Raw genomic sequence first — 26048 nt, forward strand, 5'->3', positions numbered from 1 at the left:
ACAATACTATTAATCTGTTGAATCCATCAAGAGGGAGAATTAATATGTTCACATTGCCAGATAGCAGTAAAGTAGTTTATTTAGAAGGCCATTATTCCATGCCTGTAGTAGCATTATCGATTATTATTGCGTGTATTTCAGCTTATACTGCTATATCAATTAATGAGCGTATAAGGTACAACAGCTTTTTCCATCGTTATGTATGGCTGACCCTTGCGTCCTTTACAATGGGATTCGGAATTTGGTCCATGCATTTTATCGGAATGAGTGCCTTGATGCTGCCAACCTCGATGCACTATCACCTCGGTTTGACTGTCCTATCTGTATTGCCTGCAATGCTTGCATCTTTTCTGGCATTCTATATGACAAGTTCTGGGAGTAAGTCTGTCACATCGATTGTCATCTCAGGAATTGTTATGGGTTTAGGGATTTCACTCATGCATTATATTGGCATGATGGCGATGATTATGGAGGATGTGCAATATACGTATCGGCTTAATTATTTTATTTTATCCGTTCTAATCGCGATTATTGTTTCATTTGTCTCATTATTTATTTTTGCGCGGATGAACAGATTTATGAACAACTTGGTGTTAAAGCTGATAACAGCCATCATAATGGGCCTTGCTGTTGCGAGTATGCATTATACAGGCATGTATGCAGTTAAATACTATGTTGATGCAGATGTACAGCTGAATAACAGCATGCATGAAATGAATGTTGGCTTCTTGATTCTATCCGTTGCTGCCGGGACGTTTGTTGTGCTGTTTATTTCTGGTTTATCGGCATTGCTTGATCGGTATGTTGATTATCGCCTCAATTATTTTGACTCGCTCACAAGGCTGCCGAACAGAAGACAGTTTGAGAAAATAATTCATACTCCAGGAAATATTAAAGGACTTGCTGTTCTTCATATTCATGATTTGGAGAAATGGAATAACACATACGGCTTTGAGTTCGGTGATGAAATCATCCGCTATATTGAACAGATTACTGTTAAGCTGAAGCCGAAGACAGTTGCCGTCTATCGTATTGAGGGTAACAGGCTTGGGTTTATCAGCACAAGCAAAGAGGATAATAAAAAAATGGAAGAAATGGCAAAACAAATTTGTGCTATTCTTTCATCTGCTCTTAATATCAATGACAGAATGATTATGATTAAGACTGTTTTTGCGATATCACTTGTTGAAAAAAAACGTGATGAAACACAAGTTTATGAAAATGCCCTTGCTGTTTTGAATCATCATTCTGTTAAATATGAGCATGAAGTAATCACATATGATCCAGCCATTCATGTTCAGTCCTTCCAGACAACACTAATCGCAGATGTGGAAGAAGCGATGAGCAATGATCAGTTTTACCTCGTGTATCAGCCGAAGGTGGAAATGCATTCAAATAAGATAACAGGACATGAAGCTTTATTGCGCTGGAATCACCCGATTTACGGATTCCTGTCACCAGCTGTCTTTATTCCGATCTTAGAATCTGCTGATAAAATGTTCGATGTCACAGACTGGGTCATAGACAGAGTATGCCGCCAGATTGCGGAATGGGAGAAAAACGGAACAAGAAAGCCTGTTTCTGTTAATATCCCTGGCCCCTATGTAACATCGCCAAGGCTGATGTCCTACTTAGAGGACCGTGTTACAAAGTATGGGTTTAATCCAGAGCTTCTGGAGCTTGAAATGACGGAAACGAGCGCGGTTGAGAATATTGAGGGTGCTATTCAAGCAGTCCATGCATTCCGTAACTTCGGCTTTTCTGTGGCCCTAGATGATTTTGGGACAGGAGTTTCCTCCTTATCTTATCTCAAGAGATTGCCAGTCACTACATTGAAAATCGACAAATCATTTGTTGATGGAGTTCCAGGCTCACGAAAAGACTCTGAAATTATGAAAGCAATCATTGCTTTAGGTAATTCCCTGCATTTAAATATTGTCATTGAAGGGGTAGAAACAGAGCAGCAAGTAACGTACTTGTCCACTGTGGATGGGTGCAAGGTGCTGCAAGGGTATTATTATGCCAAGCCAATGGTGCAAAGTGAACTGGAGGATTGGTGTCACAATTTCACGACGAAAACGGCTATATAATAGGAAGTGTATATTTTTAAAGAGGAGTTTCTTTATTTGTTGCAAAACAAAAAAAGAAGCTCTTTTTTTGAGGAAAAAGAGGACTTGTTAGTTAAATCATATTCGCCTTACAGATTTCTTCTGTTTTTCGGCTTTGCAAAGAAGGAACAATAAAAAATCAGTGAGAAAATCCCGATTAATTCCGCTAGAAATAAACCATTAAGGATTGTGCTTAACATTTTGCATCCCTCCGATATGATTGCTTCTTACACCTTTACTATACCCAGAAAGCATGTAGCTACCGTTAATGTATTATTAAATTAAAGTAATGAATGTATATTATTTATGAAGCATAAGTATTTGTTTGTTTAGCTAGAAGCAGGCATGCTATAGTAACAGATGAGGAGTGTTAACAATGTACTTAACAATTGAAGAAACGGCTGAATATTTATCTGTGTCTGTGTCTTATGTGGAAAATCTAGTACTGCAAGGAAAAGTTCGGGTGCTGCATGATGAGGACGGGAATGTATTAATCTATAAAGATCAGTTTAAAACCCATTTTAAACAGCTGGAAAAGTATCAGCTGCTTATGCAGGAACTAGCGAACGAACCGATACCGGAAGATAAAGATATTAAGGATGAAGACTAGGTATTCATAAATAGAAAGAAGGCGAATGGATAATAAGACCATTCGCCTTTTCTTCATGTACTTAATCCTCTATTGGGAATACTATACTCATTGCTTGCTTCGTTTTAAGCTTCCAGCCATTCTTGAGACCATTTTTCAATTTCTTTCATTAATGGCTGCAGGGAACGGCCTTTTTCAGTCAGAGAGTATTCTATGCGCACAGGAATTTCCGGGTAAACGTCCCTGATGACAATTCCTTGTTTTTCTAATTCTTTAAGCCTTTCTGAAAGAAGCCGCCCGCTGATTCCAATAGATGATTCAATGGTGCAGAAGCGCTGAGATCCATTCAGCAGCTGATAAATAATTAAACCAGTCCAACGCTGACTTAACAGTCCCATGGCTTTTTCAAACCTTGGGCAAATGACGGATGGATTCATGATATTTCACTCCTTTTTTTTATTATACAATAGTTATTACCTTAAGTAAAAATATTATCATTTATAAATTACTTACTTTACAATCATTGTTTATTAAAATATAATTACTTACATAAAGTAAGTGAGGTTAACAAAAATGACAGGAGGAGTTCCCTTGAGTTTTCACGAGTATCCTAATTTATATGTAGAGAATGTTACGTTAAAGGTTAAAAATTTGCAGAAGATGATTACCTTTTATAAGGAGATTATCGGGTTTCAAGTACTAGAGCAAACAGACAGTAAAGCAGCTTTAACAGCAGATGGAAAGACAGCGCTTCTTTATTTAGAAGAATTGAAAGAGGCAGAAGATAAGCGACGTCGCACAACTGGCCTGTATCATTTTGCTTTGCTTCTGCCGACAAGAGAGGATCTTGGCACACAGCTGCAGCATCTGTTAGAGAGCGGTTATCCATTGCAAGGAGCTTCTGACCATAATGTAAGTGAAGCACTTTATTTAGGTGATCCAGAGGGGAATGGGATTGAAATTTACCGTGACCGTGCTGCAAACCAATGGGCATGGGAAGATGAGTTTGTAAAAATGGACACACTGCAGCTGGATGCGCAAGGTGTGCTAGATGCTGGTAGAAATAAACAGTGGCTTGGTTTGCCAAGAGACACAAAAATGGGGCATATTCATTTACATGTGGCTGAATTGGCAGAGACAGCGGATTTTTATGTGAAGGGATTAGGCTTTAATATTGTGCAAAAATATGGAACACAAGCCTTTTTCATTTCTACAGGCAAGTACCATCATCATATTGGCTTAAATACATGGAATGGTGTCGGTGCACCTGCACCGCAGGACAATAATCCAGGCTTAAAATACTTCGACTTGAAGGTTCCGAGCAAAGAAGCAAGAGATGAGATTGCAGCAAGACTTGAGGGCATGGATGCTGAAATTACAAAGACGAACGATGCTTACTATGTAAAGGACCCTTCTGGGAACACAATTCGCTTAGTTCTATGATTAATATTTAAAAATTTGTGATTAAAAAAATTGCCTAATTCCCACTTTATTATTAAAATTTTAAATAGTGATTACTACAATAGGAAAATATTAAAATTGGACGGTTTTTCCTTTGAAAATTTCCAATCATAATTTTTTAGAATAGGTGGGAATATTTTGCAAAAGAATGAAAAGCTTTATAAGTATTTTCTTGAAAATGCTGACAGATTGACAGATGATTGGTATGCAAACTTGGACAGGACTGATCCTAACGGAGTTTATGCATCTGAAGATCCAGAAATCATTAAAACATTAAAAAAGCAAAATAACGACTTTCATTACTATTTAGCAAAAGTATTTATTGAGGAAGAAGAAAAATTTCTTGAGGAGTTCCGTGAATGGGTTGTAGCCATTGCCTCTGATAAGGAGCATTTAGAGACACCTATCCATTTTATTATTAGGGAGTTTATTCGGACTAGAGAGCAATACTTTCAGCTCGTCGAGGAATTTAAGCAAAAAAACGATATACCAGAAGAACGGATTACTATTTGGAATCGCAGCATTGTGCGGATTTTTGATATTGTTATCCTGCAGTTCACGGAACAATTCCATGAAAACTCGATTAAACAGCTTCGAGCACAGCAGGAAATGATAAATGAACTCAGTTCACCTGTTATATTGCTCAGTGAAAACCGTGCCTTGCTTCCGCTTGTAGGTGATATCGATACAGCACGGGCTGCTGCTATTTTGGAAAATACAATTAAACAGTGTGCTGAGAAGAGGGTAACACAGCTGTTTATAGACTTGTCTGGGGTTATTATTATCGACACAATGGTTGCTCATCAAATTTTCCAGCTGATTAACGGCTTGAGCTTGATTGGAGTTCACTCCACACTGTCTGGAATCAGACCAGAAATCGCGACAACTGCCATTCAGCTAGGATTATCCTTTAATGATATTTCGATTGCTTCCACATTAAGCAAAGCAATCGCTGAGGACAAAGAATTCTTTAACGAGTAATAGCAATTATTTTTTTCTTTATATGGTAAAAACCACACCGTATTGCCTTCTAATAAATACGGTGTGGTTTTTTATTATTTGCCAAATGAAAAGTCAACAGCCTCTTTAGAATGAAGATAGGTTGTATTAAATAAAGGAATGTTTATATCTTCGTCTTTAATTAATAGAGGTATTTCTGTACAGCCTAAGATGATTCCTTCTGCACCTTCTGCGATAAGCTTACGAATGATATCCAAATACCTCTCTTTTGACTCTGGCAAAAATTGTCCTTGGCATAGCTCGTCAAAAATGATGGAGTGAACATCCTCTCTGTCACAAGCTTCCGGGATGATTGTTTCAATTCCGAAGACCTCAAGGATATTGCTGTAGAAACCTTGCTCCATTGTGAATTTTGTTCCAAGTAAACCGACTTTTTTAAGCCCTTTGGCAGTAATGCTTCTTGCTGTTGATTCAGCGATATGAATGAGAGGAACCGAAACGGCTTCTTTCACCTCATTTGCCACTTTATGCATTGTGTTCGTACAGATAAGAATTACATCTGCACCGCCTGCTTCTAATGTTTTGGCAGCATCAGCAAGCTTCTGGGCTGCTAAGTCCCATTTTCCTTCCCGTTGCAGAATGGCTATTTCCTCCATATTAAAGGAATAAAGCAAGCATTTTGCTGAGTTTAATCCCCCTAATTCTTCCTTAACTAATGTATTGATAATATGATAATAGTCTGCTGTTGATTCCCAACTAAGCCCGCCGATCAGTCCGATAGTTTTCATTGTTTTCTCCTTCGTTGTATAGTTTTCCACAGCATAACATGCTATTCTGGTATATAGTAGGACCACAATTTATAAACTTTTATAGTGCCAGAGCATTTCGAGGTGGCTAATTTATGATATTCATTACAGTAGACAGGTCAAGCCCTATCTCTTTAACGCAGCAAATTTACGAACAAATCAGAAGTAGCATTCTTGGCAATACCTTAAAAGAAGGACAAAAGCTATTGTCAACAAGAGAGCTTTCAGCAACAATCGGCGTATCACGGAACATCGCTATGGAGGCGTATGACCGATTAATAGCGGAGGGTTTTTTAGAAGTTAAGCCAAAGGCAGGCACCTTTGTATCAAAGGGTACAGCGCTGACTACCATCAAGCATATGGAGCATGAGGGTCCTAAGGACCAAGCCTTTCCTTATGAAAAACCATATATTGATTTTCGCGGCGGGAATCCGGCGACCGATTATTTTCCACGGAAAAAGTGGGGCCAGCTCACAAAAGAAGTATGCATCGACTCTCCCCAGCATATATTCGGTTACAGTGATCCTCGCGGAGTGCCAGAGCTTCGGAATGTACTTGCTCAGTATTTGCGAAAAGCTCGGGGAGTAAAGTGTGATCCAGATCAAATTATCATTACATCAGGTGCGACCCAGGCATTGCGCCTTATTACTGAAATGATGCTGACTTCTGATGGATTTATCGCCTCAGAGGACCCGGTAGCAGATGAAATGAGGAATATTTTCTCAGTGGCAAAAGCAAAAGTATATCCAGTGCCAGTTGATGAAAATGGAATTATTCCTGAGCAATTGCCTGAAGCTGCGCCGGATTTCCTGTTTGTCATTCCTTCCCATCAATTTCCTTTAGGAGGAATATTGTCTATTCAAAGACGGTTGATGCTGATTGAGTATGCTCGAAGAACAGGCTGTTATATCGTGGAAGATGATTATGACAGTGAATTTACCTATGAAGGTGCCCCTGTTCCATCGATGCAGGGTATTGATCAGGAGCGTGTCCTGTATGTTGGTACGTTCAGCAAAATATTATCCCCAGCTTTGCGAATAGGATACGTCGTTTTGCCACATCCATTATTGAGAGAGTTTCAACAGCTGAAGTGGTTTAATGACAGGCATACATCGTCAATCGAACAATATGTGCTTGCCCGCTTTATGAAAGAGGGACATTTTGAGAGGCATATTCGCAAAATGAAAAAAATTTATCAAGAGCGCAGACAGGTGCTGGTTGATGCAATCAATAGCTGCTTTGAGGATGCCAAAATTATCGGGAAAGCAGCAGGGATGCATTTAGTGGTAGAATTTCCGGGCGTTTATTTCACTGAGGACAAAATGAACAGAATGAAGGAAGAGGGTGTTTGCATCTATCCAGTCGAGCAATACAGCATGCGTAAAGGAAGTCATGAGCATCTTGCTGTGCTAGGATACGGAGGTGTAGCACCAGAAGAAATACGAAAAGGAATCCTTATCTTGAAAAGGGTGCTTTCGTTTTAACATCATTTTTTAATGAACCTTTATCCTTTTTATGTTATAAAAAGGATAGCAGTCATTAGAAAAGAAAGTAAGGAGTTATATTTTGCGATGAAACAAAAAGGGACAAACAAAAAATTAAAAATAAGCCTATTTATACTCATGGGGATATTGCTAGTATTATTCTTTATTCCTACTCCTTATTACTTGAACCAGCCTGGTTCCATTGAATCGCTCGCGGAGAAGGTTACTGTCGAAGATGGAGATAAGACAGAGGCTGGCAGTTTGAACTTGACGACTGTCTATTCTATTAAGGCAAGTAACCCTTACATACTCCTGTATGGCTTGTTGGCTCCACATACAGAAATTAAAGAAGAAGAAGAAGTGAAGGGCGATCTTTCGGATCAGGAATATAACTCACTTCTGCTCCACATGATGGACACCTCTAAACAAAATGCGATTATTGCCAGTCTGCATGCTGCAGGGGAAAAGGTAGAATATCAATATAATGGTGTGTTTGTTGCAGGGGTGCTGGAAACATCAAAAGCAAAATCGGTTATCCATGTTGGCGATATTATCCATAAAGTAGATGGAAATGAATTCACACAAGCCACCGACTTAATTGCTTATTTAAAAGGCAAAAAAGCTGGAGATAAAGTAGAAATTGAATACACACATAACAATAAAGACAAAAAAGCAACAGTGGAAATGATTGTGCTGAATAAACAGACAGGCCAAGTGGGAATAGGGATAAGTACGGAAAATAATATGTCTATTGATCCCTCTGTTAATGTAAAGATAAACAGCGATAATATAGGCGGTCCGTCAGCAGGTCTGATGTTCTCATTAGAAATTTACAATCAATTAGAAGATGATGATTTAACAAAGGGCTATAAAGTAGCCGGTACCGGAACAATGGATGCAGAGGGTAATGTCGGTCAGATTGGCGGCATCAAGCATAAAATTGTCGCTGCACATAAAGCTGATGTAGACATATTCTTCTATCCAGAGGATAACTATAAAGATGATACGAATGAAAAGGAAATTAAAGAAGAAGTAGCAAAAGAAGGCTATGACGACATTAAAATCGTGCCAGTCAGCACATTGCAGGATGCAATAGATTATCTGGAGAAGCTCCCAGAAAAAGAATAATTCAAGAGTTAAGCGGGTGTAACAATGCCCGCTTTTTTTATATGCTTTTTTAAAGGGATAAGTTGAGGGAAGCTAGTTTAAAAAGCCAAGATTAGGGAATGTTATGTACATGGATACATAGAACGGAATGTATTGCTTCAAGAGATTTTGGAGAATACAAAGGAGGTTTTATCATGAATGATTTTTTAGATGGAATATTTAGTGTATTTTATGGAGTATTTGGTTTTCCGTTGGCAATAATCTTCATTATTATTGTCGTTGCTGCAGTAATTCAAATCAGAAAGCGCCGCCGCCGAAAAAGAGAAGACTGGTACGGCCAATCACCAGTAGAGAAATTTGATGAAAATGATAAAGGGAAAAATAAGTAAGGTTGGGACATAAGTGTGTAAAACCGTGTGAAAACCGAACTATTTAATTGTTTTTTTTGATTAAATAGTTCGGTTTTTGTTTTTTTAGTTTAAATACAATAATTAAAAAATCATAGTGGAATGGAGCGGCGGACACTCGGGACACCTGCGGGAAATAGAGGAAAGGATGAGACCCCGCAGGCGAAGACGAGGAGGCTCATCTTCCTCCCCGCGGAAAGCGAGTGGCTGGAGCGCAATGAAACGAACTGATTTTAAAGCCATAATCTATTTAGTCACAAGCTTCATTTTTTAAATTTAGATGTAATTTATTATTCGTTTTTAAATAGGTTATCTTTTCTTTCATCTCAACATCTATATGCTGTTAACCGTAAAAGGAGAAAGGGTATATAGGCACTAGAGGAAGGCTCGCTTATTTTAGTAAGCTATTGTTATAGAAACAGCCCTTTTAGTAAATGTTTTGTAACATAAATGAACAATTGCCGAAATGTACGGATGGAACGTCTTTGCTACAATAAAGAGAAGTATGGACTTATAGTTATGAATGCTGTCTTATTTGCATAATATTACAGTTGAATAGATACAAAGATATCGGGACTAAATGATTATGAGGATGAGGAAAAAGGTCATCATCATTCCAAAGATTAACAGGGGGAAGTTATGACATTAGAAAAGAAGTTAATTAATAAAACCTATTATGAAAGTTTTACCGTCGATCGGGAAGAGCCGCCAATCGAAGTGCTCGGCCAATTATATATCGCAGAGCAAAGAAAAAACGTTCCGGATTTAACGTCAATCCGATATGCACAGGGAGAGCTGTACTTCCACGTACATGATTATGAATCAGCAATATTCAAGTGGGAAAATATCTCAAATGAGCTCGAACCATGGGCGAAGAAAAACTTGGCTGACGCTTATATGGAATTAGGAGAGTTATCGACAGCAGAAAGTATTTATAAAGCTGTGTTAACTGATTCTGAACTATTAAGCACAGAGATTTCGATGCAGCTTTTTGCGTTATATATCGAAAAAGGCAATCATGATATGGCGCATCACACTATTAAAAGCTTGCTTGCAACAAACCCTGACTATGCCAACATGACACTTTTGGCGAAAACTTATTTTGAAGAACATGAAGCATGGGGAGATGCAATTGAACTAGCTGTTAATGAAGGAGAAAGAACGAATTCATTAAAATGGTATGAAGCATTGATTCAATATGCAAAAATCGGCGTTATTGCAGAGTACGAGCCAAACTATTTTAGGCAAAGCATCAGAAGTGTTGCCGAGCTGGATCAAAAACTGTTTGAGCAATTAAGTGTAGCATTCTGGGAAAATTATCGAAATAGTCCTTTTTACTTGGCATGGTTGTGGGACTACAACCAGTTGTTTCAACAGCTTCAATGGGAGAAAGAAGAAGAGTGGACAGAGCTTCCTAGTATGCTTGAAGACTCTTATTTGCATTTGATTAGCTCTGTTTATCCAATTAAGGAAGTCAGAGGACTTATTCCAGATATATTGAGCAATTTATTGGTAACAGCTAATAATCAGGATAGCATAATTGCGGCATCTGCTGTGCTTGCATGGAATGATATGTTCCCTGGTACAATTGAGGCGGAGTTTATCAACAGCGCAGAGCATTTAATTAATACTGCAGAGGCTGTTGTTGACTTGGCAGATATCATGCAATTGCTTCAGTCTATTACAGATTGGGCGGAGAATAATGATATCATCATCGACAAGAAATTCTCACAAAGAGTAGTGGAACAGATTCCTGCTGAAAGCCGTCAGCTTCTAATTATCGGTTCACCTGGAAGCGGCGTAAATTCTTGCATTAATGAACTTGTTGGGGAAACATTATTGTCAGAAGGCACAAATAGCCTTATCTCCATCCATGATCATGACTATTTAGAGATGGAGGAACTGACTGAAGAAGGAATCCGCCCTATTGATACATTAAACGATTTTTATGAAGAACAGCTTTCAAAAGATAGACATGGAGAGGAAACCCGCATCTTCCATTTATATACTCCATCCCATCTTTTGCATGAGAATAATTGGGCAATAACAACACTTCCTTTCCCTCATCAGGAGAGGTATGCAGATTACGCTTTACTGGCAGACAGCCTTCTTTTTGTCATTAATGAAAGATCGCTATTTCAGTCAAGTGATTATGAGAGACTGCTTGAATGGAAGGAAAAGGCTCCTCATTTAACGGTGCAGTTCTTAATCTACGCAGATGAAGCAGAAAACGAGAAAGTGGCAGCAAAAAGACTGCAAAAGGCAACAGCAGCAATTGATCAATATTTTCCAAACAGTGCTGTTTTCCTTTATTCAAAGGAAAATGACCGCAGTGTGCAGCTAAATGATATCAGCAGTTTTTACAGAAGACATTTTGCAGAAAGAAATATAGCAGAAGAGCGGACAACAAAAAGCATTGCCATCATTCAGGATTTATTATCTAATCTATTTGATAAGCGCTTGGAGATGGAAGAAAGTCTTTATACGACACTTCGTATGTACGAAGAAATAGTCAGCAAGCTGTCTGGTGCAAATAATCAGCTGGCAGATATGGAATCAGAAAAAACTCGTATTATCGTAAATGCTTTTGATGAAATAAAAGAAAGCACAACACAGGAAATCCTTGAGGAAATTCCGAAGATTTTACGGAATTGCAAAAACTTCATTAAGGAAGACAGCGACTTTGGTAAGATTCATGTTGAGCTTAATGACAGAATGAATAGTGAGATTGACCAATATGTTCATAACGCATTGCTGCCAAAAGTATATGGCAAGATAAATGAATGGATTAAGCTGTCACAGGAACAATTGGAGGAAAGCCAAAACTTCTTAAATGAATTATGTGAAGGCTTTAATGGATTGTATGAGGAAAATCAATTGACACTCAGCTGTGATTTCTCCATATTAGATGATTGGAGAAGAGATGCACGCAGGCTGACTGGCGGCATTAAGCTTGATAAAGCTAATATTTTGCTTCGTCTTAAGCCTTCCCAAGTATTGCTTAAGAGTGCAGGGAAGCTGCTTGGCAGCATACCGCAAAACAAAAAAATGCTTTATACAAGATATCAGAAATATATTGAAACAGAGGATTTCACGGAAGTTGCTAACAATATTGCAGATGCATTCCTTCAGCAGTTTGACTTCTATGAGAAGGGATTAGCAGGGGATATTCATATCTTCTTCAGCAATCCATATGATGTGCTGCAAAAGACAATGGAAGAAAAAACTGTCGACATTCAAGAGTATCAAGACTTGCTGGAAAGACTAAAGAATAATCCGGAAATGTTCCACGATCCGCTTCGTTTATTCGAACTTCGTCTGCTTCAGTACGACTGGCTCACTAGTCCAGGAAAGCTGTCTTACAGTAAACATCTATAATAAAAAAAACACAGCACGCATTGCGTGCTGTGTTTTTTTATTTTACAGCTTAAAGGAGCTCTTTAATGAAACAATTCGGTTAAATACAGGTTTTTCAGATGTTGTATATTTCGGATCTGCACTGAAATATCCATGTCTGAAAAATTGATATTTATCGTATGCTTGTACATCCTTCATATTTGGTTCAATGAAGCCTTGGACAATTTCAAGAGACTTCTCGTTAACATAGTCAAGGAAGGTTTCTCCTTCTGCCATTTCCTCCGCTTCTTCGTCTAAAATAAGCGGCTCATACAGGCGGAACTCAGCAGGGATGGCATTCGTCGCTTCCACCCAGTGCAATGTTCCTTTTACTTTTCTGCCTGTAAATCCAGATCCGCTTTTTGTTTCTTGATCATACGTACAGCGAAGCTCGATAACATTTCCTTCTTCATCCTTGATTACTTCCTCGCATTTAATGAAGTAAGCGTGTTTTAAGCGAACTTCGTTACCAGGGAATAGACGGAAATATTTCTTTGGAGGGTTTTCCATGAAATCTTCCTGTTCGATATAAATCTCACGAGAGAATGGAATTTGACGTGTTCCCATCTCTGGATTCTCTGGATTAATTTCTGCCTCCAGCATTTCAACTTGCCCTTCAGGATAGTTGGTAATAACTACTTTCAATGGGTTAAGTACGCCCATTGTACGAGGCGCTTTCAATTTCAAGTCTTCACGTACAAAGTGGTCCAGCATTGCTGAATCAACTGCACCAGAACCTTTTGAAATACCAAGCTCTTTACTGAATTCTTTAATCGCTTCAGGTGTTACGCCTCTTCTTCTCAAGCCGGAGATTGTCGGCATGCGAGGATCATCCCAGCCGTCTACGTATTTTTCATCCACTAAAAGCTTCAGCTTTCTTTTACTCATTACCGTATTCGTAATGTTTAAGCGGCCGAATTCAATTTGTTGCGGCGTGCTGTCCATTTCACATTCTCTAATAACCCAATCATACAGCGGACGTTGATCCTCAAACTCTGTTGTACACAATGAGTGTGTTACACCTTCAATAGCGTCCTCTAAAGGATGGGCAAAGCTGTACATAGGGTAAATGCACCACTTGTCACCTGTATTATGGTGTGAAGCATGTGAAATACGGTAGATTACTGGGTCACGTAAATTGATATTTGGAGAAGCCATATCAATTTTTGCACGCAGAACTTTTTCTCCATTGCCAAACTTACCATCTCTCATAGCTTGGAATAGCTCTAAGTTTTCTTCTACTGAGCGGTCCCTATGCGGGCTGTTTTTTCCTGGCTCTGTCAATGTTCCTCTATACTCACGAATTTGGTCTGCATTTAAATCATCTACATAAGCAAGACCTTTTTTAATCAGTAGGATGGCACGGTTGTACATCTCCTCGAAATAATCAGATGCAAAAAACAAGTTATCCCATTTGTAACCAAGCCATTCTACATCTTCCTTAATTGCATTTACATATTCAATATCTTCCTTCAAAGGGTTTGTGTCATCAAAGCGCAAGTTTGTTTTCCCTTTAAATTCATCTGCCAGTCCAAAATTAATGAAGATTGACTTGGCATGACCGATATGCAAATAGCCGTTCGGCTCTGGAGGGAAACGAGTGATGACAGTATCGTGTTTGCCTGTCTCCAAATCTTCCTTCATGATATTTTTAATAAAGTTTGAATTGTTCTCCACTATATGGCCACCTTTCTTTTATGTATAAAGATAAATGTGCTAAGTTTTACCATTTAGCACATTTTGCAGAAATGATACAGCAAAAAGATTTCTTCTTTTAATTATATCAATAATATATCCAAATTTTTATTATAAACTTCCTAGTTAAGAAACGAAAGTCCTAGAATTGTTCTTTTTAGGTGGAAAATAGAAGTTTCTGTTAAAAAAAGAACCGGATAGCAGCCATCAAGAACACACCTGCAAGCACTGTAGTAAGCAAGCTTTTCGTAAATAATGCTATCAGAAGTGTTGGAATGGAAGCAGCCAATACAGTCCAGTCTACATGTAATCCACCACTGGAAGAGGATAAAAGATTTTCTACAATTAAACCTGTGAAAATACAAACTGGCAAATAGGAAAGCCATTTTTCCACAGGCTCAGGAACAGTGAAATTCCTTACGAGTATAAATGGCAAAACTCTCGGAATGATTGTTACTACCATGCAGGCAAGCAAAAGCAGGAGATATTCACTTGTCATTATTTGTCACCACCCCAACTGTTGCTGTTATAATTGTTGCTACGATGACGGCAAGACTGCTCGACATAACTGCTGACAGGAGCACCATTAACACTACCATTACTATTATCAGAAATAGATAGTGCCTTAGTTTGGAAGCCTGAACTGTTTGAAGCTGAAGAATCAGCAAGGCAATAAACATAGCAGTCAAGGCATAATCAAGTCCAAAAATCTCAGGATCAGGGAACCATTTGCCTGCATATGCGCCGACAGTACAGGAAATAATCCAAACTGTATAGGCTGTAATATTTAGACCATTCATCCACCGGTCTGTTATCGGGATATTTTTAGCAATCTTTGTAATGGCAACACCAAAGGACTCATCTGTTACAAGACTGCCAATACCGATGTTTTTCAATAAAGAATATTGTGTAAATTTAGGTGCTAATGCAGAGCTGAGCAGTAAATGTCTTAAGTTAACAATAAACGTTGTCAGCACAATCGCACCAGTTGGACTGCCTGCAGCAATCATCGCACAGATAATAAACTGCGCCGAACCAGCATAAACAAGCAGAGACATGAAAAATACAGCCGCTATGCTTAAACCGGAAGAGACACCAACCACACCCATCGCTAAGCCAATACTAATATATCCCAGCAATGTGGGAATGCAGTCCTTTACCCCATCTAAAAAGGAAAAGGAGTTTGCTTCCTTCTCTACGTAAACTTTTGAAGATTCCAGGATGATACCCTCCTACGTTGTTTAATATATTATATGAATGTATGTTATAATGTACAGTATATAAAAGCTAGAATCATAAATCAATGAAAATTTAAGGAGCGTATAATGGAATCTATTACAAATGTTATTGGGCAAAATCTTGAAAACCTGCGCAAAACAAGAGGTTATAGTCTGGATAAAGCAGCAGAGCTGACAGGTGTCAGCAAAGCAATGCTAGCCCAAATAGAAAAGGGGAAATCAAATCCAACTGTTTCAACATTATGGAAAATCGCAATGGGGCTGCAAGTTTCATTTTCTTATTTCATGACGGAAAATACAACGACTGTAAAGAAGGTGTTATTTAAGGAGATTGAGCCGTTTCGAGATGATGCGAATCAATATCGGCTGTTTTCACTGTTCCCGTTTCATCCTGAGAAGAAATTTGAAGTCTACACTGTTGAAATGGATGGAAAGACAGAGCATTTTTCGGAAAAGCATGCAGGGGAGGAGTATGTGATTGTTGGAGAGGGAAGTGTTGCTGTCGTTATTGGTGATGACAAATACTATCTTGAAAAAGGGGATGCCCTTTCCTTTACATCTAATCGAGATCATCTGTACATTAATACTGGAGACACCTTGGCGACACTTTTCGTTCTCATTTATTATCCGGAATAAAAAAAGAACCATTCTCCAAATCGCCGGATGAATGGCTCTTTTTATGTTTTTTCGCTTTACTGGACAGCAGTTCAGCTTTTGTTTTTGTTGTTTTTGTCATATGGTTGATGGTGCCCCAGCTTCCTCTTTTAATAGCAGGGTTGAATCCTGTTTCTCGGAGCTGTTTTTCCCGTCTTTTTTTTGCAGCAGATTTAGCCATTTTTTAAATTCCTCCAATAAATAGAATAGGTATACTCTTAAAGCTTTAGCCTTGCTTTTAGAGTATACCTATTATTATATACATTTTCTTATGAAAGATGCTAAGTTAGGTTATGACATGGATTGTTTTGCATATTTTGGATGGCGGTGCAGCATTGTTATTAAGAAAATGCCGCATATTAGCAGCAGGCTGCTTGTTGTAAAGAAAACAGCTGAAAAGCCGTAATGTGCTGCTATCAATCCGCCGAAGGTTGGTCCAATCACATTTCCAAGGAAGCGCAGGCTTGTTTCGTATCCCATCACTTCGCCCTGCATAGTAATCGGAACCTCCTGCCTTATATAGGCTATCCTTACTGGTATAAGTCCGCCAATGGATACGCCGAGAATAAAGCGGATAATCAACAGCTGCCAATATTCATGAACAAATCCGCCTGGCAAGTAGACTAATCCTGCTATAAATAACAAGATGACAAGTATCTTTAGATAGCCGTTACGATCACCAATTTCTCCCCATTTTCGAGCCATCAGCAAGTTTCCTAACCCAGCTGCTGAAAAGGCGATGCCGGAAAATAAGGCGATGCTCTCTGGACCATGCAGCTTACTTACATATAAAGAGAGGATCGGCTGAATGCTGAAATGGGCAATCTGAATAACAGCAGATATTAGCAGTACTGTAATAAATATTGGGTTTTTTAGTATATAGGCCAGCACCTCTTTTGACGAATAGTGCTTTTTGATGCCATCCTTCACAGGAAGGATGAATTCCTTTGTGGTGAAGACCAAGATAACGGACAGAAGGATAGCAAAAGAAGTATATCGGAAGGTTGCAGAGTAACCGAAGCTGTCAGCAATTGCTCCTCCAAGCAAAGGACCGATGAGGGAGCCTGTAATACTTCCGGTCTGCAAGGTGCCGAGAACCTTTCCAGCCGTTTTTTTAGGAGTTTGTGTAGCGATAAATGCCTGTGACATCGGAATAAAACCTGTAAAGAAGCCTGTGAAAAAGCGGAGCGCGAATAACTGCCATACGGAAGTGACAAAGCTCATTAGAAAGATGGAGAGTCCGAGACCGAAACCTAACGCAATTAAGATTTTCTTTCTGCCATACTTATCCCCAATCTTTCCCCAAATAGGAGAAAATAAAAAAGCGGCAATGAAGGTGACTGAAAAACAGAGACCTGACCAATGTTGAACATATTCCTCTGAGAAATTTCCCATTGACTCAATATAAAGAGATAAAAAAGGTAACACCATTGTCATGCTGCCGCTAATAAAAAAGTTAGCGAACCACATGATTGTTAAATTTCGTTTTGAATACTGTTGATAATCGTCCAAAAATAACACTTCTTTCCGAAAACAATTTCGTTTTTCTAAATATTATCTTAACGCAATTCATACAAACAAGGAAGCCTTTAGCTTTACAAAAATATTGGAAATGTGCTAGTTCATTTTATTTTTTTAAGAATATTCAGCATTTGTATTCCTTAAAAGAACAAATGTATTTTACGAGAAGAAAACACTTGCTTCTTTAGTGCAAAAAAGCAATAATATGTTTAGTATTAATAATGGAAAATTTAAAAAATACCCTTAAGCGAGATGTTCCGCTGTTTATGGGAATGATAGCGAGGGAATTGACTAGCATAAACAATATACTTGATTCAATGGGAGATGGCGGCATGAAGGTAGTTAAGTTTGGGGGAAGCTCATTAGCTTCAGGACAGCAACTGGAAAAGGTACTGCAAATCATTAAGGCAGATAATGAGCGCAGAGTTGTTGTAGTGTCTGCCCCAGGGAAAAGAAATAATGAGGATACGAAAGTGACAGATTTGCTTATCAGCTGCGGTGAGAAGGTTTTGGCAGGAAAGGATCCAGGCGAAGAGGTAGAACAGATTATCGAAAGGTATGCAGATATTGCCAGAGAGCTTGACCTTTCCAGTGACATCATCACACAGATTAAGGGAGATTTCCTGGAGCTGTTAGCAGGTAGCACAGAAAATGCCCATTCCTTTATGGAAGCAGTAAAGGCGAGCGGGGAAGATAACAATGCTAAATTGGTTGCGAATTTCTTAACAGCAAGAGGCTTAAAAGCAGTATATGTAAATCCAAAGGAAGCAGGGCTAATCGTGACAGATGAGCCAGGTAATGCCCAAGTGCTGCCAGAGTCTTATGACCGCTTATATTCGCTGCGTGACTATAATGACATTATTGTGTTTCCAGGATTTTTCGGATACAGCAAGTCTGGTGAGGTTGTCACATTCTCAAGGAGCGGCTCTGATATAACTGGTGCAATCTTGGCAAATGGCCTCAAGGCTTCTGTATATGAGAATTTCACAGATGTAGATGCAGTCTACTCCGTAAATCCAGCTATTGTGGCTCAGCCAAAGGAAATCAGTGTCCTTACATATCGGGAGATGAGGGAGCTTTCTTATGCCGGCTTTTCTGTCTTCCATGCAGAAGCTTTAATTCCTGCTTATCGTGCGGGAATTCCGGTTCATGTAAAGAATACGAATAATCCTGCCGTTCCTGGTACAAAGATTGCAGCAAAGCGGGATAATGATAATGGACCTGTAGTAGGAATTGCGAATGATAAAGGTTTTTGCTCCATCTATATCAGCAAGTATTTAATGAATAAAGAGATTGGCTTTGCTAGAAGAGTTCTCTCTATTCTTGAGGAATATGGAATCTCTTATGAACATATGCCTTCAGGTATTGATGATTTGACAATCATTTTGCGTCAAGACCAGCTGCTCCATGTGAATGAATCAGAGCTGCTTGACCGGATAAAGGAAGAACTGCATGCAGAAGAAGCTGTCATCGAGCATAATCTGTCATTAATTATGGTGGTTGGAGAAGGAATGCGCCATAATGTCGGAACAACATCGCGGGCAGCGGCAGCGCTGGCACAGGCAGGAGTTAATATAGAAATGATTAACCAAGGTTCGTCTGAAGTCAGCATGATGTTTGGCGTAAAAGAGCATTTTGCCAAGAAGGCTGTGAAAGCATTATACGAAGAGTTTTTTCAATAAAATTTACACCTGCTGCTTTTATTAGCAGCAGGTTTTTTGTTTGCTCTTAAGTTTTGATGATTTGGAGTAGGACAAACAAATTGTGAGAAAAAAATTTAAGTTGAGATGAGTGTTAGATTTTCTGACATAAATTTAGTTTATAGTAGAAAATGAAAGCGGAAACAATGTTGTGGTAGGTAGAACGGGGGAAAAATAAGTGCAAATACAATAATTAACTATTAATTCTGTTTATTATGATAATTAAAAAAACTTAGTATACTATTCCGAAAATTGAAGTTAATTTATAAGAAATAGAATACTTGCTAGGAAAAAGAAAGGAGGAATTCGCTAATATTACCAGTAATAGAGAGTGGCAACTCAACTAGAAAAGAGTGAATAAATATACTTTTTAATTTGTAATTATTAAAACCTCAAAAAACCTTTTGGAAAGATGTAATTAAAATTCTTCATTATATTAGGAGGGAACGTATGTTACAAAAATGGCATGAAGAGCTGGAAACAATGTTCGATCAGATGGTGGAGTGGAGAAGACATATGCATCAGTATCCTGAGCTGTCATTCCAGGAGGTTGAAACTCCAAAGATGATTGCAGATATCCTTGAGGGATTCGGAATAGAAGTGAGGCGCAATGTTGGGGGCAGAGGTGTAGTAGGAAAAATCTATGGAGCGAAACCAGGGAAAACGATTGCCTTGAGGGCAGACTTTGATGCATTGCCAATTCAGGATGAGAAGGAAGTGCCTTATAAGTCAAAGGTCGCTGGTGTAATGCATGCTTGCGGGCATGACGGCCATACTGCCACATTGCTTGCCGTTGCAAAGGTACTGCAGGATAACAAGGAAAACATCGCCGGTAATATAGTGCTTTTACATCAGCATGCAGAGGAGCTGTCACCAGGCGGTGCAAAGGCAATGATTGAAGATGACTGCCTTGCAGGAGTTGATGTAGTATTCGGAGCACATCTATCCAGTTTAAGTGAGTTAGGCAAGTATTATTGCAAGCCAGGCTATTCCCAGGCTGCAGCAGATGCATTTGAAATCACAGTAAGCGGAAAAGGCGGACACGGTTCATCGCCACATGAAACGGTCGATGCTATCGCTGTCGGCACAGCTCTTGTTACACAACTGCAGTTCATTGCAAGCCGCAGAGTAGATCCACTGAACCCTGTTGTACTGTCAATCGGTTCCTTCCACAGCGGCAATGCTAAAAATGTTATTGCTTCAAAGGCAACATTGACTGGAACAGTAAGAACACTCGATAAAGACTTACGTGTATTTATGGAAGAGGAAATACGCTTAATGGCAGAGAGTGTTTGTGAAAGCATGCAAGCATCTTGTGAAGTGAATTACATAAAAGGATATCCTGCCGTTTATAATCATGAAGAGGAAGTGGCTGTTTTTGAGAAGGTGATTGCAGACAGCCTAGATAAGGAAATGGTCGTTCGATCTTTGCCAATTATGGGAGCAGAGGACTTCTCCTATTATCTGCTAGAAAAACCAGGCATGTTCTTCCATACTGGTGCAAGAATAGAAGAGGCACAAAGCTATCCGCACCACCATCCAATGTTTGATTTTGATGAGAGAGCCATGATAAATGCCGGCAAAGCTTTCTTGAGTATTGTAGAGCACTATGTTGCTATTAAGTCACAAGAGGAAGTGGCGGAAACTGTTCTTTAAGATTTGTAGTCAAGCTGATAATTTAAATAGTGGATGGGAGAGATGCTGCAATGTTAAGCAAATGGTATGAAGAAATTGAAGCGATGTATAGCAAAATGGTGGAGTGGAGACGTCATTTTCATGAAAATCCCGAGCTTTCCTTTCAAGAAGTAAACACTAGCAAAATGATCGGTGATTTACTTGAGAGCTTCGGAATTGAAATAAGAAGAAATGTTGGCGGAAATGGGGTTGTTGGAAAAATTCGGGGGGCGAAACCGGGGAAAACCATTGCTTTGAGAGCTGACTTCGATGCATTGCCAATTCAAGACGAGAAGGATGTTCCCTTTAAATCGAAGGTAGACGGAATCATGCATGCATGCGGACATGATGGTCATACAGCCACATTGCTGGCAGTGGCAAAGGTGCTGAATGACAATAAGGAAAGTCTTGCAGGCAATATTGTGCTTTTACATCAGCATGCAGAAGAGCTTCCGCCAGGTGGAGCTATTGCCATGATAGAGGATGGATGTCTTGATGGAGTAGATGTTGTGTTTGGGGCACATCTTGCTTCAGGAAATGCGCTTGGAGAAGTGCTATATGGAGTCGGACCTGCTTCTGCTGCAAGTGATACCTTTGAATTGAAGATTCAGGGCAAAGGCGGACATGGAGCTTCTCCGCACCAAACAATTGATTCTATTGCAATTGGAGCGCAGATTGCTAACCAATTAAAGCATATTGTCAGCCGCCGTGTTAATCCGCAAAAACCTGCTGTTATCTCAATCGGCTCCTTCCATGCAGGTAATGCTGGGAATGTCATTGCAGACACTGCAGAAATAACTGGCACAGTCCGTACTTTTGACGAAGATGTTCGTGACCTTATTGAAAAAGAAATGGATGAACTGATTAGCGGTGTTTGCAAGGCATTTCATGCAACCTATGAATTTGATTATTCAAGAGGCTATCCTTCCACTGTGAATACACAGGAAGAAACAGATATTCTTGTAGAGTGCATTACAGCTAATTTACCAGATCAGAAGCTAGTGGAAATCGTGAAGCCAGGAATGGGCGGAGAGGATTTTGCTTATTATCTTCAACACAGACCAGGCTCATTCTTTTCTGTCGGTGCTAGAAACGAAGAAATCGGTGCTGTTTATCCTCATCACCATCCAATGTTTACATTTGATGAGAGAGCAATGCTTCATACAGCAAAAATTTTCTTGAGTCTAGTAGATTATTATCTGAATCCTGAAAAGGCTGATGCATTAGTAGAATCAACCACTATTTAACTGAAATTCAACTGGAGGGGGAAGAATGGGGAACAATATTTTAGAAGTGGATAAACTGCAAACGGCTTTTAAAACAGATAAGGGGGAAGTCATTTCTGTCGAAGAAGTGACTTTCCAGCTAGAGCCTGGTGAGACAATCGGGATTGTCGGTGAATCAGGCTGCGGTAAGAGTGTTACTTCTTTATCTATCATGAGACTTCTCGGAACACACGGCTTCATAAAAAAGGGCTCTGTAAAGCTGAATGGCAAAGATTTAACACAAATTTCAGAGGCTGATATGAGAAAGGTGCGCGGAAACGAAATTTCCATGATCTTTCAGGAGCCGATGACCTCCTTAAATCCGGTATTCACAATCGGAAACCAAATGGTTGAATTGATTCGTCTGCATATGGACTACAATGCGAAAGAGGCAAAAAGCTATGCAGTAGAAATGCTTCAAAAGGTTGGGATACCGAGAGCAGAAGTAATTATTGATGAATACCCCCATGCTCTATCAGGCGGAATGAGACAGCGGGTCATGATTGCGATGGCATTATCCTGCAAGCCAAAGCTGTTGATTGCAGATGAGCCGACAACAGCCCTTGATGTCACAATTCAAGCGCAAATACTGGAACTAATGAAAAGCTTAAAAAAGGAATCGAACACTTCCATTATGATGATCACACATGATTTGGGCGTTATTGCTGAAATGGCTGATAAGGTGATTGTTATGTATGCCGGCCAGGTGGTGGAGGAAGCGGATGTATTTACATTATTCGATGAACCGAAGCATCCATATACAAAAGGTTTAATCGATTCCATCCCTCATTTAGAATACGATTCAGATGAGAAGCTGTATTCTATCCCTGGGTCTGTACCGACATTGCAGCAAATGCCAAAGGGCTGCCGTTTTCATACAAGATGTCCTTATGCAATGGAAAAATGCATTGCAGAAAGACCTCCCCATGTAGAGGTTGATGGCAAGAGTGAGCATAAAGTAAGATGCTGGCTTTATGATGAGGCAGGCAGCAAGACAAGCACACATACTAGTGGAAGTGAGGTAAATGTATGAGTAAGATAACTTTGCCTGAAAAAGACGGAATATTAGGACAATTATCCGATCCGTTGTTAGAGATTAGAAACCTCAAAAAATATTACCCAATTAAAAAAGGTGTGCTGTCGAAAACAGTCGGTCATGTAAAGGCTGTTGATGGGCTGGATTTCTCCATCTATCCTGGTGAAACCATCTCACTTGTCGGTGAATCGGGATGCGGTAAATCAACGACAGGAAGAGCAATTGTTAAGCTGGACCCTCCGACAGATGGGAGTGTGCTGTTCGAAGGAAAAGATATGGCAGATTTAAGCAAAGGGGAATTGCGAAAAATCCGCACTCAAATGCAAATAATTTTCCAGGACCCTTATTCCTCCCTTAATCCGCGCAAAAGAATCGGCGATCTTTTAGCGGAGCCGCTGTTGGCACATAAATTAGCTTCAAAGGAAGAGGTGAACAAGAAGGTAGATCAGATGCTTGAGACAGTGGGATTAACTAAGTTCCATAAGGGGAGATATCCTCATGAGTTCTCAGGTGGCCAGCGGCAAAGGATTGGTATCGCAAGGGCACTGATGCTGAATCCAAAATTGATTGTTTGTGATGAGCCTGTATCTGCACTTGATGTTTCTATCCAGGCACAGGTGCTGAATCTGCTCAAGGACTTACAGAAGGAGTTCAATTTAACTTACCTTTTCATTGCCCATGGCCTTGGTGCAGTCAAATATATCAGTGACAGAATTGCGGTTATGTACTTAGGGAAAATCGTTGAGCTCGGCAAAACCGGTGATATCTTTGCAAGGCCAAAGCATCCGTATACACAAGCGTTGTTAAGCGCCTACCCGATTCCAAATCCGCATTTGCGGGATAGAGAGCGGATTGTGGTGGAAGGAGATGTACCGAGTCCGGCTAATCCTCCAAAGGGGTGCAGATTTCATACGAGATGTCCGTTTGCGGCTAATATTTGCAGAGAGCAGGAGCCTGTTTTGAGCGGAGACAGCCATACGGTTGCCTGTCATTTTCCACTATCATAACAAAGGGAGGGAGCTCATAAATGCTACAGTACATTATCCGAAGAATATTAATTGCCATTCCAGTATTGTTTGGGGTGACGGTATTTAACTTTGTCATCATTAATATGGCACCCGGAAACCCTGTTGACATGTACCTCAATCCAGATGCAACAGAAGCGGATGCAGAAGCAAAGAAGGAGGCGCTCGGACTTAATGATCCTATCTATGTCCAATACTTCCGCTGGCTTAGCAATCTGCTTCACGGAGATTTTGGTTTTTCTTATACAACCTATGAACCAGTGCTCGATCTTATTTTAACAAGAGTGGGGCCAACGCTTCTCCTCATGGGGGCAGCACTTGTCATTGCCTATATTATTGCTATTCCGATTGGGATTCTCAGTGCGACAAGACAGTATTCTTGGATTGATTATTTAACGACAACATTTTCCTTTTTAGGTGTTTCCATCCCAAGCTTTTTTCTAGGACTCGGAGCGATTTATGTGTTTGCGTTAGTGCTAGGTGTCCTCCCTACAGGTGGAATGTTTACACTTGGAAGTGACGGAGGCTTTATGGATACACTCGTTCACCTCTTGCTGCCGGCACTCATATTAGGAACAGGGATAGCAGGCAGCACAGTCCGATACGTTCGAAGCAGCATGCTTGAGGTGCTGGGACAGGATTATTTAAGAACAGCCAGAGCAAAAGGGCTTAAGGAGTTCATTGTCACAAATAAACACGCTTTGAAAAATGCCCTTATTCCAATAATCACGATTATAGGTATGGAAATACCAGTGTTAATAGGTGGTGCAGTTGTAACAGAACAGATCTTCCAGTGGCCCGGGTTAGGACAATTGACAATCCAGTCAATCAGCTCCAGAGATTATCCGACATTAATGGCGATAAACTTCCTGGCTGCTTTTGCTGTACTGTTCTCCAATCTGCTCACAGATATTCTTTATTCTGTCGTCGATCCGCGCATCAAATATAGCTAAGGGGGGAGGAATTAGGATGAGTATACCAAATGTAAAGCTCGATACAGAGCTGCCAATCAATCAGCTGCCAGTTGCAGTCAAAGAGGAGCTTGGCAATGAAGAAAGCTATCTAAAGCTAATTACGAAACGATTTTTTAAACATAAGCTGGCTGTTGTCGGTTTAATCATTTTCAGTTTCATTGTGCTTTTAGCAATATTTGCTCCGCTGATTGCCCCGCATAATCCTTATGCTGTTGAAGGGGAATTCGCTGCGGCACCAAGCGCTGAACATATTCTTGGGACAGATGAAGTAGGCAGAGATTTATTTAGCCGATTGATATATGCTGCCAGAGTTTCTCTTTCAGTAGGCGTCGGTGCTGTTGTTATCTATGTAGCCATCGGTACTATTTTAGGTGCGATCGCTGGATACTTTGGAAAATGGGTAGATATGGTCATTATGCGTATTACAGATGTCTTCATGTCGTTCCCTTATTTGATGGTCATTCTAGTTTTGGTAAGCATCATGGGGCCAAAGCTCATTAATGTTATTCTGGTTTTAGGCTTGCTTGGTTGGCCGTCGATTGCACGGCTTGTTAGGGGGAGCGTCCTTTCCATTAAGGAGATGGACTATGTGAAGGCAGGTGTTGCTCTAGGTTTTTCTACACCAAAAATTGTTTTTCAGCATATCTTGCCAAACTGTATTGCCCCAATTTTAGTAAATGCAACCTTCGGGATTGCTTCGGCAATTATTATGGAAGCTTCTTTAAGCTTTCTCGGCATGGGTGTTCAGCCGCCTACAGCGAGCTGGGGGAATATGCTGACAGAAGCACAATCAATAACGGTATTGGCATCACAGCCATGGCTTTGGATTCCACCGGGCATTATGATTTTGCTTTCCGTGCTTTCCATTAACTTTATGGGCGACGGACTGCGAGATGCAATGGACCCAAAAAGCCTGAAGTAAGTGATGGGAATATATATACACAGTCT

The 26048-nt window shown here is 39.9% G+C and carries 23 protein-coding genes; 16 read left to right on the forward strand and 7 right to left on the reverse strand.

All coding sequences use genetic code 11. The features are described 5' to 3' along the window. Positions 1-44: 44 nt before the first annotated feature. Together L8T27_RS02310 and L8T27_RS02315 are read left to right on the forward strand one after the other, a co-directional pair. Positions 45-2090: a bifunctional diguanylate cyclase/phosphodiesterase gene (locus tag L8T27_RS02310; protein ID WP_233316262.1), complete on the forward strand. Its 2046-nt coding sequence runs from the start codon at positions 45-47 to the stop codon at positions 2088-2090. Positions 2091-2484: 394 nt separating this feature from the next. Beyond that, positions 2485-2718: an excisionase family DNA-binding protein gene (locus tag L8T27_RS02315; RefSeq protein ID WP_233316263.1), complete on the forward strand. Its 234-nt coding sequence runs from the start codon at positions 2485-2487 to the stop codon at positions 2716-2718. A 104-nt stretch (positions 2719-2822) separates the two neighbouring features. Here the strand turns inward: L8T27_RS02315 and L8T27_RS02320 are convergent, their stop codons facing one another. After that, a complete protein-coding gene (locus L8T27_RS02320; RefSeq protein WP_233316264.1) occupies positions 2823-3134 on the reverse strand; it encodes a winged helix-turn-helix transcriptional regulator in 312 nt (103 codons plus the stop codon). A gap of 154 nt (positions 3135-3288) precedes the next feature. Here L8T27_RS02320 and L8T27_RS02325 point away from each other — a divergent pair, with 154 nt between their 5' ends. Continuing rightward, entirely contained in the window at positions 3289-4140 is an 852-nt protein-coding gene (locus L8T27_RS02325) for a VOC family protein (protein WP_233316265.1), read from the forward strand. A 156-nt stretch (positions 4141-4296) separates the two neighbouring features. Next, on the forward strand, positions 4297-5139 hold the full coding sequence (locus L8T27_RS02330; protein ID WP_237940658.1) for an STAS domain-containing protein: 843 nt from the start codon (positions 4297-4299) through the stop codon (positions 5137-5139). A 74-nt stretch (positions 5140-5213) separates the two neighbouring features. Here the strand turns inward: L8T27_RS02330 and L8T27_RS02335 are convergent, their stop codons facing one another. After that, positions 5214-5906 carry an aspartate/glutamate racemase family protein gene (locus tag L8T27_RS02335; protein ID WP_233316267.1) on the reverse strand — a complete coding sequence of 231 codons (693 nt, stop codon included), beginning with the start codon at positions 5904-5906 and terminating at the stop codon, positions 5214-5216. Between the two features lie 113 nt (positions 5907-6019). Between L8T27_RS02335 and pdxR the strand changes: the two genes are divergently transcribed. From pdxR to L8T27_RS02355, 4 genes are all read left to right on the forward strand, one after another. Then, positions 6020-7408, forward strand: a complete 1389-nt coding sequence (pdxR, locus tag L8T27_RS02340; RefSeq protein ID WP_233316268.1) for a MocR-like pyridoxine biosynthesis transcription factor PdxR — start codon at positions 6020-6022, stop codon at positions 7406-7408. Positions 7409-7495: 87 nt separating this feature from the next. Continuing rightward, on the forward strand, positions 7496-8536 hold the full coding sequence (locus L8T27_RS02345) for a SepM family pheromone-processing serine protease (protein WP_233316269.1): 1041 nt from the start codon (positions 7496-7498) through the stop codon (positions 8534-8536). 173 nt (positions 8537-8709) lie between these two features. Continuing rightward, positions 8710-8904, forward strand: a complete 195-nt coding sequence (locus L8T27_RS02350) for a Loki-CTERM sorting domain-containing protein (RefSeq protein ID WP_233316270.1) — start codon at positions 8710-8712, stop codon at positions 8902-8904. 657 nt (positions 8905-9561) lie between these two features. Then, positions 9562-12300: a tetratricopeptide repeat protein gene (locus L8T27_RS02355; protein WP_237940659.1), complete on the forward strand. Its 2739-nt coding sequence runs from the start codon at positions 9562-9564 to the stop codon at positions 12298-12300. 42 nt (positions 12301-12342) lie between these two features. Here the strand turns inward: L8T27_RS02355 and L8T27_RS02360 are convergent, their stop codons facing one another. The 3 genes from L8T27_RS02360 to L8T27_RS02370 form a co-directional block, all read right to left on the reverse strand. Continuing rightward, complete coding sequence (locus L8T27_RS02360; RefSeq protein WP_237940660.1) at positions 12343-13995, reverse strand: glutamine--tRNA ligase/YqeY domain fusion protein; 1653 nt, start codon at positions 13993-13995, stop codon at positions 12343-12345. Between the two features lie 199 nt (positions 13996-14194). Then, positions 14195-14512: an AzlD domain-containing protein gene (locus L8T27_RS02365; protein ID WP_237940661.1), complete on the reverse strand. Its 318-nt coding sequence runs from the start codon at positions 14510-14512 to the stop codon at positions 14195-14197. Continuing rightward, a complete protein-coding gene (locus L8T27_RS02370) occupies positions 14502-15233 on the reverse strand; it encodes an AzlC family ABC transporter permease (RefSeq protein ID WP_237942213.1) in 732 nt (243 codons plus the stop codon). Before L8T27_RS02370 ends, L8T27_RS02365 begins: the two co-directional genes overlap by 11 nt. Positions 15234-15338: 105 nt before the next feature. Between L8T27_RS02370 and L8T27_RS02375 the strand changes: the two genes are divergently transcribed. Then, positions 15339-15887: a helix-turn-helix domain-containing protein gene (locus L8T27_RS02375; RefSeq protein ID WP_237940662.1), complete on the forward strand. Its 549-nt coding sequence runs from the start codon at positions 15339-15341 to the stop codon at positions 15885-15887. Here the strand turns inward: L8T27_RS02375 and L8T27_RS02380 are convergent. Both L8T27_RS02380 and L8T27_RS02385 read right to left on the reverse strand, forming a co-directional pair. Continuing rightward, complete coding sequence (locus L8T27_RS02380) at positions 15868-16086, reverse strand: hypothetical protein (protein ID WP_237940663.1); 219 nt, start codon at positions 16084-16086, stop codon at positions 15868-15870. The two genes, L8T27_RS02375 and L8T27_RS02380, sit on opposite strands and share 20 nt — an antisense overlap. Positions 16087-16196: 110 nt before the next feature. Next, on the reverse strand, positions 16197-17375 hold the full coding sequence (locus L8T27_RS02385) for an MFS transporter (protein WP_233316404.1): 1179 nt from the start codon (positions 17373-17375) through the stop codon (positions 16197-16199). Positions 17376-17758: 383 nt separating this feature from the next. Between L8T27_RS02385 and L8T27_RS02390 the strand changes: the two genes are divergently transcribed. The 7 genes from L8T27_RS02390 to opp4C all read left to right on the forward strand — a co-directional run bounded on the left by L8T27_RS02390 (position 17759) and on the right by opp4C (position 26022). Then, a complete protein-coding gene (locus L8T27_RS02390; RefSeq protein ID WP_237942215.1) occupies positions 17759-19108 on the forward strand; it encodes an aspartate kinase in 1350 nt (449 codons plus the stop codon). 468 nt (positions 19109-19576) lie between these two features. Further along, the gene (locus L8T27_RS02395) at positions 19577-20782 is read left to right on the forward strand and encodes an amidohydrolase (protein ID WP_233316276.1); all 1206 of its coding nucleotides are present in this window, start codon (positions 19577-19579) and stop codon (positions 20780-20782) included. A gap of 50 nt (positions 20783-20832) precedes the next feature. Continuing rightward, complete coding sequence (locus L8T27_RS02400) at positions 20833-22047, forward strand: M20 family metallopeptidase (protein WP_233316277.1); 1215 nt, start codon at positions 20833-20835, stop codon at positions 22045-22047. Between the two features lie 25 nt (positions 22048-22072). Further along, positions 22073-23098, forward strand: a complete 1026-nt coding sequence (locus L8T27_RS02405) for an ABC transporter ATP-binding protein (protein ID WP_233316278.1) — start codon at positions 22073-22075, stop codon at positions 23096-23098. Further along, on the forward strand, positions 23095-24108 hold the full coding sequence (locus L8T27_RS02410) for an ABC transporter ATP-binding protein (RefSeq protein WP_233316279.1): 1014 nt from the start codon (positions 23095-23097) through the stop codon (positions 24106-24108). The genes L8T27_RS02405 and L8T27_RS02410 overlap by 4 nt, the downstream gene beginning before the upstream one ends. A gap of 20 nt (positions 24109-24128) precedes the next feature. After that, positions 24129-25079: an ABC transporter permease gene (locus L8T27_RS02415; RefSeq protein WP_233316280.1), complete on the forward strand. Its 951-nt coding sequence runs from the start codon at positions 24129-24131 to the stop codon at positions 25077-25079. A gap of 16 nt (positions 25080-25095) precedes the next feature. Then, entirely contained in the window at positions 25096-26022 is a 927-nt protein-coding gene (gene opp4C / locus L8T27_RS02420) for an oligopeptide ABC transporter permease (RefSeq protein WP_233316281.1), read from the forward strand. The last annotated feature ends 26 nt before the right edge of the window (positions 26023-26048 follow it).

This window comes from Niallia sp. Man26 (genome assembly GCF_022049065.2).
Lineage (GTDB): Bacteria > Bacillota > Bacilli > Bacillales > Cytobacillaceae > Niallia.

Bases quoted from the DNA above. Each gene is read 5' to 3' on its own strand.
- L8T27_RS02310 (WP_233316262.1), top strand. From the start codon at position 45: ATGTTCACATTGCCAGATAGCAGTAAAGTAGTTTATTTAGAAGGCCAT.
- L8T27_RS02315 (WP_233316263.1), top strand. From the start codon at position 2,485: ATGTACTTAACAATTGAAGAAACGGCTGAATATTTATCTGTGTCTGTG.
- L8T27_RS02320 (WP_233316264.1), bottom strand. From the start codon at position 3,134: ATGAATCCATCCGTCATTTGCCCAAGGTTTGAAAAAGCCATGGGACTG.
- L8T27_RS02335 (WP_233316267.1), bottom strand. From the start codon at position 5,906: ATGAAAACTATCGGACTGATCGGCGGGCTTAGTTGGGAATCAACAGCA.
- pdxR (WP_233316268.1), top strand. From the start codon at position 6,020: ATGATATTCATTACAGTAGACAGGTCAAGCCCTATCTCTTTAACGCAG.
- L8T27_RS02345 (WP_233316269.1), top strand. From the start codon at position 7,496: ATGAAACAAAAAGGGACAAACAAAAAATTAAAAATAAGCCTATTTATA.
- L8T27_RS02350 (WP_233316270.1), top strand. From the start codon at position 8,710: ATGAATGATTTTTTAGATGGAATATTTAGTGTATTTTATGGAGTATTT.
- L8T27_RS02355 (WP_237940659.1), top strand. From the start codon at position 9,562: ATGACATTAGAAAAGAAGTTAATTAATAAAACCTATTATGAAAGTTTT.
- L8T27_RS02365 (WP_237940661.1), bottom strand. From the start codon at position 14,512: ATGACAAGTGAATATCTCCTGCTTTTGCTTGCCTGCATGGTAGTAACA.
- L8T27_RS02375 (WP_237940662.1), top strand. From the start codon at position 15,339: ATGGAATCTATTACAAATGTTATTGGGCAAAATCTTGAAAACCTGCGC.
- L8T27_RS02380 (WP_237940663.1), bottom strand. From the start codon at position 16,086: ATGGCTAAATCTGCTGCAAAAAAAAGACGGGAAAAACAGCTCCGAGAA.
- L8T27_RS02385 (WP_233316404.1), bottom strand. From the start codon at position 17,375: ATGTGGTTCGCTAACTTTTTTATTAGCGGCAGCATGACAATGGTGTTA.
- L8T27_RS02390 (WP_237942215.1), top strand. From the start codon at position 17,759: ATGAAGGTAGTTAAGTTTGGGGGAAGCTCATTAGCTTCAGGACAGCAA.
- L8T27_RS02395 (WP_233316276.1), top strand. From the start codon at position 19,577: ATGTTACAAAAATGGCATGAAGAGCTGGAAACAATGTTCGATCAGATG.
- L8T27_RS02400 (WP_233316277.1), top strand. From the start codon at position 20,833: ATGTTAAGCAAATGGTATGAAGAAATTGAAGCGATGTATAGCAAAATG.
- L8T27_RS02405 (WP_233316278.1), top strand. From the start codon at position 22,073: ATGGGGAACAATATTTTAGAAGTGGATAAACTGCAAACGGCTTTTAAA.
- L8T27_RS02410 (WP_233316279.1), top strand. From the start codon at position 23,095: ATGAGTAAGATAACTTTGCCTGAAAAAGACGGAATATTAGGACAATTA.
- L8T27_RS02415 (WP_233316280.1), top strand. From the start codon at position 24,129: ATGCTACAGTACATTATCCGAAGAATATTAATTGCCATTCCAGTATTG.
- opp4C (WP_233316281.1), top strand. From the start codon at position 25,096: ATGAGTATACCAAATGTAAAGCTCGATACAGAGCTGCCAATCAATCAG.